Annotated in this window: 10 protein-coding genes, 1 tRNA gene and 2 pseudogenes; 8 read left to right on the top strand and 5 right to left on the bottom strand. The window is 60.5% G+C overall.

The window, feature by feature from the left end; translation table 11 throughout:
• Both OC610_RS15260 and OC610_RS15255 read right to left on the bottom strand, forming a co-directional pair.
• A partial coding sequence (locus tag OC610_RS15260; protein ID WP_264428780.1) for a peroxiredoxin occupies window positions 1–435 on the bottom strand: 435 nt, incomplete at its 3' end.
• Between the two features lie 10 nt (window positions 436–445).
• A complete protein-coding gene (locus OC610_RS15255; RefSeq protein WP_030141212.1) occupies window positions 446–1,006 on the bottom strand; it encodes a glycine cleavage system protein R in 561 nt (186 codons plus the stop codon).
• Window positions 1,007–1,322: 316 nt separating this feature from the next.
• Between OC610_RS15255 and dapA the strand changes: the two genes are divergently transcribed.
• From dapA to OC610_RS15230, 5 genes are all read left to right on the top strand, one after another.
• A complete protein-coding gene (gene dapA / locus OC610_RS15250) occupies window positions 1,323–2,201 on the top strand; it encodes a 4-hydroxy-tetrahydrodipicolinate synthase (protein ID WP_264428778.1) in 879 nt (292 codons plus the stop codon).
• 17 nt (window positions 2,202–2,218) lie between these two features.
• Window positions 2,219–3,334: an outer membrane protein assembly factor BamC gene (gene bamC, locus OC610_RS15245; protein ID WP_264428777.1), complete on the top strand. Its 1,116-nt coding sequence runs from the start codon at window positions 2,219–2,221 to the stop codon at window positions 3,332–3,334.
• A gap of 4 nt (window positions 3,335–3,338) precedes the next feature.
• Window positions 3,339–4,097, top strand: coding sequence for an MBL fold metallo-hydrolase (locus OC610_RS15240; protein ID WP_264428776.1), 759 nt, complete (start codon window positions 3,339–3,341; stop codon window positions 4,095–4,097).
• 28 nt (window positions 4,098–4,125) lie between these two features.
• Entirely contained in the window at window positions 4,126–4,839 is a 714-nt protein-coding gene (gene purC, locus OC610_RS15235) for a phosphoribosylaminoimidazolesuccinocarboxamide synthase (RefSeq protein WP_198797143.1), read from the top strand.
• A gap of 83 nt (window positions 4,840–4,922) precedes the next feature.
• Window positions 4,923–5,012: transfer RNA gene (locus OC610_RS15230), tRNA-Ser, on the top strand.
• 484 nt (window positions 5,013–5,496) lie between these two features.
• Here the strand turns inward: OC610_RS15230 and OC610_RS15225 are convergent.
• A pseudogene (locus tag OC610_RS15225) lies at window positions 5,497–5,628 on the bottom strand (short-chain dehydrogenase); the annotation flags it as partial.
• Window positions 5,629–5,830: 202 nt separating this feature from the next.
• Here OC610_RS15225 and OC610_RS29760 point away from each other — a divergent pair.
• The 3 genes and pseudogenes from OC610_RS29760 to OC610_RS15215 form a co-directional block, all read left to right on the top strand.
• Window positions 5,831–6,607, top strand: a pseudogene (locus OC610_RS29760) (MCP four helix bundle domain-containing protein); the annotation flags it as partial.
• A 69-nt stretch (window positions 6,608–6,676) separates the two neighbouring features.
• On the top strand, window positions 6,677–7,465 hold the full coding sequence (locus OC610_RS29755; RefSeq protein ID WP_408636596.1) for a methyl-accepting chemotaxis protein: 789 nt from the start codon (window positions 6,677–6,679) through the stop codon (window positions 7,463–7,465).
• Between the two features lie 13 nt (window positions 7,466–7,478).
• Window positions 7,479–8,225 carry a phytanoyl-CoA dioxygenase family protein gene (locus OC610_RS15215; RefSeq protein ID WP_264428772.1) on the top strand — a complete coding sequence of 249 codons (747 nt, stop codon included), beginning with the start codon at window positions 7,479–7,481 and terminating at the stop codon, window positions 8,223–8,225.
• Between the two features lie 11 nt (window positions 8,226–8,236).
• Here the strand turns inward: OC610_RS15215 and OC610_RS15210 are convergent, their stop codons facing one another.
• Window positions 8,237–8,605 (bottom strand): cupin domain-containing protein, encoded by a 369-nt coding sequence (locus OC610_RS15210; protein ID WP_264428770.1) that lies wholly within the window; start codon window positions 8,603–8,605, stop codon window positions 8,237–8,239.
• A gap of 101 nt (window positions 8,606–8,706) precedes the next feature.
• The coding region (locus OC610_RS15205) for a helix-turn-helix transcriptional regulator (RefSeq protein WP_264428769.1) at window positions 8,707–9,018 on the bottom strand (312 nt) is incomplete at its 5' end.

Here is a 9,018-nt window from a genome sequence, read left to right as displayed (position 1 = left end):
ATCCACATGCCCCGGCACTTTCACGCCGCGCCATTCCTGGCGCAGCACGCCATCCTTGTCGATCAGGAATGTGCTGCGATCAACGCCCAGGTATTCCTTGCCGTACAGTTTTTTCAGCTTGATCACATCGAACAACTGGCAAACCGCTTCGTCCTTGTCGCTGATCAGCTCGAAGGGGAATTCCTGCTTGCACTTGAAGTTCTCGTGGGACTTGAGGCTGTCCCGGGAGACGCCGAACACTTCGGTGTTGGCGGCCTGGAATTGTGCGTACTGATCGCGGAACCCCTGGCCTTCGGTGGTGCAGCCGGGCGTGCTGTCTTTCGGGTAGAAGTAGATGACCACCTGCTTGCCTTTCAGGGCCGCGAGGCTGATGGTCTGCCCGCTGGTGGCGGGCGCTTGGAAATCGGTAACCGGCTGGTCGACGGCAACGGCCATGAACGCTTCCTTACATTGGGTTTTGTGGGCGCCACGGTTCGATCAGGGCATCCAGGTTCATCGCGTCGGCGAAATCCAGGAACTGATCGCGCAGCCAACTGATCTGGGTGCCGGCCGGCAGTGTCACGGTGAACGTAGCGTTGAGCATGGTGCCGCCGGTCTGCGGAGCCTGGTAGGTGTCGCAGGTCAGGTTCTCCAGCTCGACGTGATGGTCCATGAAGAACTGGCACAGCTCGTTGATAATGTCCGGGCGGTAGGCCGAACTCACGTAGGCCACATACGGCAGGGCCTGGGGACGATTCTCCAGCGCTGCGCTGCGGACAACGTTGACGGTGAACGCATGCTTCTTGGCCAGCAAGGGCAGGCTGCCCTCCAGGCGGGCCAGGGCGTCCCAGCTGCCAGAGATTTCCAGCACGAGCGCGCTGCATTCGCCGTGGCGAGTCAGGCGTGATGTCACGACCGCACAGCGATTCTCATGGCTGGCGCGGCACAGGACGTTAGTCAGCTCCATGGGGTTGGCGCCAAGGGCACTGATAACAAGGAATTGTTCGCGGACTGTGGGGGTGGACATGCAGCATTCCTAAAGCGATGAGCGGTCGATACGTTTCAGCTCGGCGTGGTGACAGCCCTGGAAAACCGAACGGTTCAAGCCCTGAGCCTGGAGGGTGCAATGCGTTGCGGGACAACACAAATACACCCGTGACAAACGCAGGATCGGGGCTTGTAGCGACGAAAACGGAGGCTGGAAACCGGCATGTGAGCTCAGCGGTACCGATCAAAGCCTGAAGGGTAGCGAAAACCATCGCCAAGGGGAATGGGAGTTCGCTTGTACAAGCATCTTGGCGCCAGTACCATTACCGCTCTCTTTTTCCGGCAGGAGCGGTTTCATGATTGCGGGCAGTATGGTGGCACTGGTCACTCCCATGGATGCACAAGGGCGTCTTGACTGGGACAGCCTCAGCAAACTCGTGGACTTCCATCTCAAGAACGGCACCCATGCCATCGTCGCAGTCGGTACTACCGGCGAGTCGGCAACCCTTGATGTTGAAGAACACATCGCCGTGATCAAAGCCGTGGTCAAACAGGTTGCCGGGCGCATTCCGGTCATCGCCGGCACGGGCGCCAATTCGACCCGCGAAGCCGTCGAGCTGACCCGCAACGCCAAGGCAGCCGGAGCCGATGCCTGCCTGCTGGTCGTTCCGTATTACAACAAGCCGACCCAGGAAGGCTTGTACCAGCACTTCAAGCACATTGCCGAAGCCGTCGACATCCCGCAGATTCTCTATAACGTTCCCGGCCGCACCTCCTGCGACATGCAGGCCGAGACCGTGATCCGCCTCTCCACCGTGCCGAACATCATCGGCATCAAGGAGGCTACCGGCGACCTGAAGCGCGCCAAGGCCATCCTCGATGGCGTGGACAAGGACTTCCTCGTGCTGTCCGGTGATGATCCGACCGCTGTCGAGCTGATCCTGATGGGTGGCAAGGGCAACATTTCCGTCACCGCCAACGTTGCCCCGCGCGAAATGGCCGACCTCTGCGAGGCTGCGCTGAACGGCGACGCCGAGACCGCCCGGGCACTGAACGAAAAACTGATGCCGCTGCACAGGGACCTGTTCATCGAAGCCAACCCGATCCCGGTGAAGTTTGCCCTGGTCGAAATGGGCCTGATGCACGAAGGCATCCGCCTGCCACTGACCTGGCTGAGCACCCCTTGTCACGAAACGCTGCGGCAGGCCATGCGCCAGTCCGGCGTCCAGGTTTAATTGAGGAAGTACAACGCATGAAGCGAATGGCCGGACTTTCCGCACTTGCCTTGATTATCTCCAGCACCAGTGGCTGCGGATGGGTCTGGGGGCCGGAAGGTTACTTCCGCGATCGTGGTAGCGATTACCTGCAAGCGCAACAGACTGCACCGATGCAACTGCCGCCGGACGTCAGCGTCGCCAAGCGCCTGGATCCGCTGCTGCCGATCCCGCGCAACGTCGCTGACGACAGCGTCAAGGGCGAATACATTGTCCCGCGTCCACAACCGCTGTCGGCCGTGGCCGATGCCAGCGACTACACCCTGCAGAAGAGCGGTGATTCAAGCTGGGTCATGGGCCAGCACCCACCGGCCGAAGTCTGGCCGGTGGCGATCCAGTTCTTCCAGGACAACGGGTTCCGCCTGGACGAACAGCGTCCACAGACAGGCGAATTCACCACCACCTGGCAGCGTTCCGATGAACTGTCCGCCGCCATGGCCAAGCGCCTGAGTGCCGCCGGTGTTGCAGCCGACAGCGAAACCCGCGTGCGTGTGCGCATCGAGCCAGGCGTGCAGCGCAACACCAGTGAGATCTACGTGGTCAGCGCCGAGCGTCCCGCCGGCAGCACTGCCGACGTGGCCTTCACCAACCGTTCGGTCAACACCGGTCTCGACGCCGCGCTGGTGGACGACATGCTCGCGAGCATGAGCCGTACCGCTGAGCAGGGCGGCTCGGTGTCGATGCTCGCCACCCGCGACTACGACACGCCAAGCCGCGTCAGCCTGAGCGAAGACGGCAGCGGCAACCCGGTGCTCAACGTCGGCTCCGACCTCGACCGCGCCTGGTCGAGCGTGGGTCGCGCGTTGGAGCAGGGCGAATGGCGCGTTGAGGACATCAACCGCAGCCTGGGCCTGTACTACATCAACTTGGCTGAAAAAGCCGAGAAGAAAGACGAGAAACCTGGCTTCTTCAGTGGTCTGTTCGGCAGCAAGCCGGACAAGGAAGAAATCGAAGCCCGTGCCGAGCGTTACCAGGTTCGCCTGAGCAAGGTCGGCGACAACGTCCAGGTCACCGTCGAGAAAAACATCAACACTGTGGCGCCGGCCGACGTGGCTCGCAAGGTGTTGGGCGTGATTCAGGACAACCTGGGCTGATCCGATGCGTTTTGCCGTTCTCGGCAGCGGTAGCCAGGGGAACGGCACGCTGATAGCCAGTGCTGGCACGTACGTGCTGGTCGATTGTGGTTTCTCCCTGCGGGAAACCGAGAAGCGCCTGTTGCGCCTGGGTGTGCACCCGGCGCAACTGAGCGCGATATTAGTGACCCACGAACATGCCGACCACGTGCATGGCGTGGGTTTGCTGTCTCGGCGCTACAATCTGCCGGTGTACCTGAGTCGCGGTACGCTGGATGGGTTGCGTAAACCGATCGAGCCTGCCGGTTTCGTAGCCGGTGGCGAACAACTGCGAATCGGTGCCCTGGACATCAGCGTGGTCAGCGTGGCCCACGATGCCCGGGAACCGACGCAATATGTGTTCAGCGACGGCGAGCGGCGCTTCGGATTGCTCACCGACCTGGGTTCGTATTGCGACAGGGTCATGGACAGCTACCGGGATCTCGATGCGTTGATGATCGAGTCCAACCACTGCCGGGACATGCTGGCGCGTGGGTTTTATCCCTACTTTCTCAAGCAGCGGGTAGGCGGGGAACATGGACATTTGAACAACCACCAGGCGGCGTACCTGGTGGCCGAGTTGGGCTGGCAAGGCCTGCAACACCTGGTCCTGGCCCATCTGAGCAGCAAGAACAACCTGCCGCAGCTGGCCCGGCAATGTTTTGTCGACACCCTCGGGTGCGACCCGGACTGGCTGCAACTGGCCGATCAAGATTCAGGGCTCGACTGGCGACATATCGCCTAGCCCATCTACTTAGCAAGCGGAGCCCATCATGGAAAAACGTGAAGAACTCTACCGCGGCAAAGCCAAGTCGGTTTACAAGACCGACGACGCTGACCGCTTGATCCTGCTGTTTCGCAACGACACCTCGGCGTTCGACGGCAAGCGCATCGAACAGCTGGACCGCAAGGGCATGGTGAACAACAAGTTCAACGCCTTCATCATGCAAAAGCTCGAAGCCGCCGGCGTACCGACCCAGTTCGACAAGCTGCTGGGCGACAACGAATGCCTGGTCAAGAAGCTGGACATGATCCCGGTCGAGTGCGTTGTGCGTAACTACGCCGCCGGCAGCCTGGTCAAGCGCCTGGGCGTGGAAGAGGGCATGAAGCTCAACCCTTACACCTTCGAGCTGTTCCTGAAGGACGACGCCAAGGGCGACCCGTTCATCAACGAATCCCACGTCGTGGCATTCGGTTGGGGCACCGCCGAGCAACTGGCACGCATGAAGGAATTGTCCCTCAAGGTCAACGACGTGCTGACCAAGCTGTTCGACGACGCTGGCCTGCTGCTGGTGGACTTCAAGCTTGAATTCGGCGTGTTCAGCGACGGCTCCATTGTCCTGGGCGACGAGTTCAGCCCGGACGGCTGCCGCCTCTGGGACAAGGCCACCAAGAAGAAGATGGACAAGGACCGCTTCCGCCAAGGCCTCGGTGACGTCATCGAAGCCTACGAAGAAGTCGCCCAACGCCTGGGTGTACCGCTGTAATCGACGCAAGCATCTGATAGCACGGAAAAAATTTCGCCCGGGGGTTCGCTTCCGGCGAATGTGCTGGTATGATGCGCGCCACTGGAGAGATGCCGGAGTGGCCGAACGGGACGGATTCGAAATCCGTTGTACTGGCGACAGTACCTAGGGTTCAAATCCCTATCTCTCCGCCATTATTGAATACGGCTAAGCCCCTGAAATGGTTGAACATTTCAGGGGCTTTTTCGTTTTTGGCGTTTGGTTTAGGGCATTTTTGGGGCGTGATGGAAACCCATCGCTGCTCAGGAAGCTGCGCCGGCCCTCGATGCAAACGCTATGGTTATAAAGCATGCCGCGAAACGTTTCGAATTCGTTATTTCTTCAAAGCGTGCATGTTCTTAACGGCTAGCATCAAGGCTTACTTTGTAATAGGAAGCTTGCCAGCGATTACAAATTTATCGAACACTTTCTTACCATCACGCGCAGCTTGCCGAACATCAAGAAATGTCAGCTCATCGCTGGTCACTTTCTTGTGCGGTTTGTCGACTTTTCTTCTGGTAGCCATCGGAGCCTCCGAGACGCGTGTATTCGTGCAGAATCGAATCCGGGCAAATCGGAGGATTTCAATGCCGTCGAACCATGCTCGGTTCGACGGGGACTCCACGAGGGATCTTGATGTTAGGCCGGCTCTGCATCCAGGCGTCGGGCTATGACATCCAACACGTCGCAACCATCCCTCAACGGAATGCAGCACAGCTGTGCAAAATCCTGAAGGCCCGCTGAGTCACTCGGAATGTCTCCTCGCATCGAATTATGTGGGCGGAAAATGTCAGAAAATTTCCCCAAAACACTGACGTCCTTTCCATCATTTTCACCCAGTCCAATCCCTCCGCGACCTGCCTAACCATAGCCCTCCCCACACCCAAAGCTTTGTAACAACTGGACTAATGGTCTATAGCTCAAGACAAGGCTGCCGATAGGCAGGTAATCCCCCCGTGTAAGGAATGACACCATGCTGCGGTTCTTCGCCGACTTGGGCTTTCGCTGGAAAATCACCCTCCCGATGGTGTTCCTGGCTGTATTACTTGTGCTGATGGGGGGCGCGGGCGTGCGTGGTATCGGCCAGGTGACGGAGTCCAGCACGCAGTTGACCAAGCGTTATCTGCCGGCCATCAGCCTGTTGCTCAATGCGGATCGCGACCTGTACCAGGCGTTTGTTGCCGAACGGAGCTTGCTGGGCGGCGGTGCGAGCGGACATGTTGAGGCGCTGCGGGCCAGTCATAGGGACAATCTGAAGCAAGCGTATGATCGCGTGCAAAAATACGCGGCGATGCAGCCGGGTGCCGAGGCGCAGGCATTGGTCGGTCAGTTCAATGACCGCTTTGCCCAGTGGTCGCAGATCTCGCGGCAGGTCGTTGAGCAAGCCGCGAGCAATCCGCAGGCGGCCAGTGCGCTGAGTTTTGGTGACGGCGAAAGCAAGTTCGACACCATGCGCGATGCCATCGATAAGCTGGGGGAGCTGGAAGACGAGGCGTCGCAACGGGAAGGCCAGGCGGCGATCGATCACGGACAAGCCGTGGGCCTGCAGCAGGGAGGGATTCTGTTGGTCGGTCTGCTCGGTTGCGTCCTGCTGATCGTGACCTTGCCGATGGTGGTGTTGCGTCCGATGCGTCGCTTGCTGCACCGGGTCGAACAGATCGCCGAGGGCGGCGGCGATCTGAAGGGCCGTCTCGAAGTGCGTTCGGCTGATGAGTTGGGCCAGCTCGGCAGTGCGTTCAACCGCTTCCTCGACAAGCTGCAACCGCTGATTGCCGAAGTGGGCCGAGTGACCGGGGAGGTCGATTCCGCCGCACGCGCCATGGCCGATATGGCTGCGACGAATGATCGGCTGATCAGCAGCGAACACGCGGCACTGGATCAAGTCAGTACCGCTGCCACCCAGATGAGCGCCGCCGTGCATGAGGTTGCGCATAACGCAGTGAGCGCCTCGGATGCCGCGCAACAGGCGAGCAGTCAGTCTCGCGACGGCACCGCAGTCGTCAGCAGCACCATCGAGTCGATCCGCCAGTTGGCCCAGGAAGTCGAAAGCGCCTCGGGCACGATCGAGGCGTTGGCCCAGGAAACGTCCAGTATCGGCGCGGTGCTCGAAGTGATACGTGGCATTGCCGAGCAGACCAACCTGTTGGCACTCAACGCTGCAATCGAAGCCGCGCGGGCCGGTGAGCAGGGCCGTGGGTTTGCCGTCGTGGCCGATGAGGTGAGGGCGCTCGCGGCCCGTACCCAGGATTCGACCAAGGACATTCAGGTTCGCATCGAGCGGTTGCAGAGCGGTGTCGCAAAGGCTGTGCAAGCGATGCAGGTCGGCAGCAGCAAGGCCCGGGACAGCGTCGAGCGTGCGGCAGGTGTCGATCAGGTGCTCAGCGGCACTGGGGGTTCTATCCAGCGGATCAATGACATGGCCGCGCAAATCGCCAACGCCTGCGAAGAGCAAAGCAGCGTTACCGAGGAAATAGCCCGCAATATTTCCGACATCCGTGATCTGTCCAACGAAGCGGCGGCCAATTCCGCCCAGAGCATGCACGCCAGCCAGCAGCTTTCCAGCCTGTCGAGAAACCTCGCCGAGCTGACCGGCCGCTTCCGCACCTGAAGCAGGTGGTGTCGTGCCGACTGACGACCTTCTGCGAGCCCTGCATCAGGACGGCTTTGTCCTGATGTCCGGCGTGTTGGATGCCGGGCAAATCGCTGAAGTGCGTCGTGCTATCGACCTGCTGAAACCCCAGCACTGGGATTACAGCGGCGTCATCGATCATTACAAATGCGTGTTCAATCGTGACCCGTTCTGGCTGCCTTACTTGGAGGTGAGCGGGGTAATCGAGTTGGCCGAGGCGGCCCTGGGCGACGATTGCCACATCATCGGCCAGACGGCCTGGCGCTGCCATCCTGGTTTCGTCGGCGCTGCGCTGCACTTGGATTACCTGCCGATGGAATTGCCGTCGGGCCTGCTGGCCGATCCCGGTTTCGAACTGCCGATACAGGTGTTCACCGCACAGTTCTACCTCGACGACATCGATGCCGACCTGAGCCCGACGCGGGTAATATCCGGCAGCCACAAGGCGGGGCGAGCGCCCGCTGCCGGCGAGACGCAATGGAATGGGCGCTCGGCGCAGCCGGTGCTATGCCGGGCGGGCGATGTCTTGATATTGCGCAGCGAGCTGTGGCACGCCGGCAGCGACAACCGGACCGCCGATCGCACGCGCTACATGCTCCAGGTGCACTACGGTCGGCGGATGGTCGCGCAGAAGTTCTCGCCCTATCTGCACTGGCAGTTCAATCCCGTGGTACTCGCCGCCGCGACGCCTCGCCAGCGTCGGCTGCTCGGTGACCACGAGGAAGCGGAGTACGACTGAGCCTGGCTCGGTCAGATCCAGACGTCATTGACCGCCGTTCGCTCGTTGGTTTCTTCACCGGTATTGATGACGCCGCGCGGCTCGATCAGCAAGAGTTTCACTTCCTGGACGGCACTGGGTTTGTGCTCGACGCCTTTCTTGACCACGTACATTTCGCCCGGGCCAATCATCACGGCGCCGTCACGAAAGTCGATACGCAGTTCACCGTCCAGCACAATGAACGTTTCATCGGTATCGGCATGGGTGTGCCAGATGAAATCGCCTTCGAGCCGGGCGATCTTGAACTGGTAGTCATTCATTTCGGCGATGACTTTGGGCGCCCACTGCTCGGCGAACAGCGCGTATTTCTGGGCGAAGTTGATGGGGGAGTAATGATTCATCAGGGCACGCTCCGTGGTGGAAGAAGAGCGCTACCTTACGGTCGGGGGTGAGGCGGGTATTGGATGATCGTGCAGCTTTTCATAGCGTGCGGCGCTGGATTTCAACGCAGCATCTTCAGCCAGCGTGCCGGTGAAATGCCGAAGGCCTCGGTGTGCAGCCGCGTCATGTGGCTTTGGTCGAAAAAGCCACAGGCCAGGGCTGCTTCGCTCAACGGCAGGCCCTGCAATACCAGGCGCCGGGCTTCGTTCAATCGGCGCTGGGTGATGTAGCGATAGGGGCTGGTGCCGTACAGGGCGCGGAAATCCCGTGACAGGCTCCAGCGATCACGGCCGCTGGCCTCGACCAGATCGTCCAGGGTAATCGGTTGGCCAAGGGCATCATGGATGAACAGGCGCGCACGCTCCGCGGCGGG

Source organism: Pseudomonas agronomica, assembly GCF_025917275.1.
Lineage (GTDB): Bacteria > Pseudomonadota > Gammaproteobacteria > Pseudomonadales > Pseudomonadaceae > Aquipseudomonas > Aquipseudomonas agronomica.
Note: the sequence above shows the minus strand (reverse complement) of the source record. Positions and strands in the feature narration are given on the sequence as shown.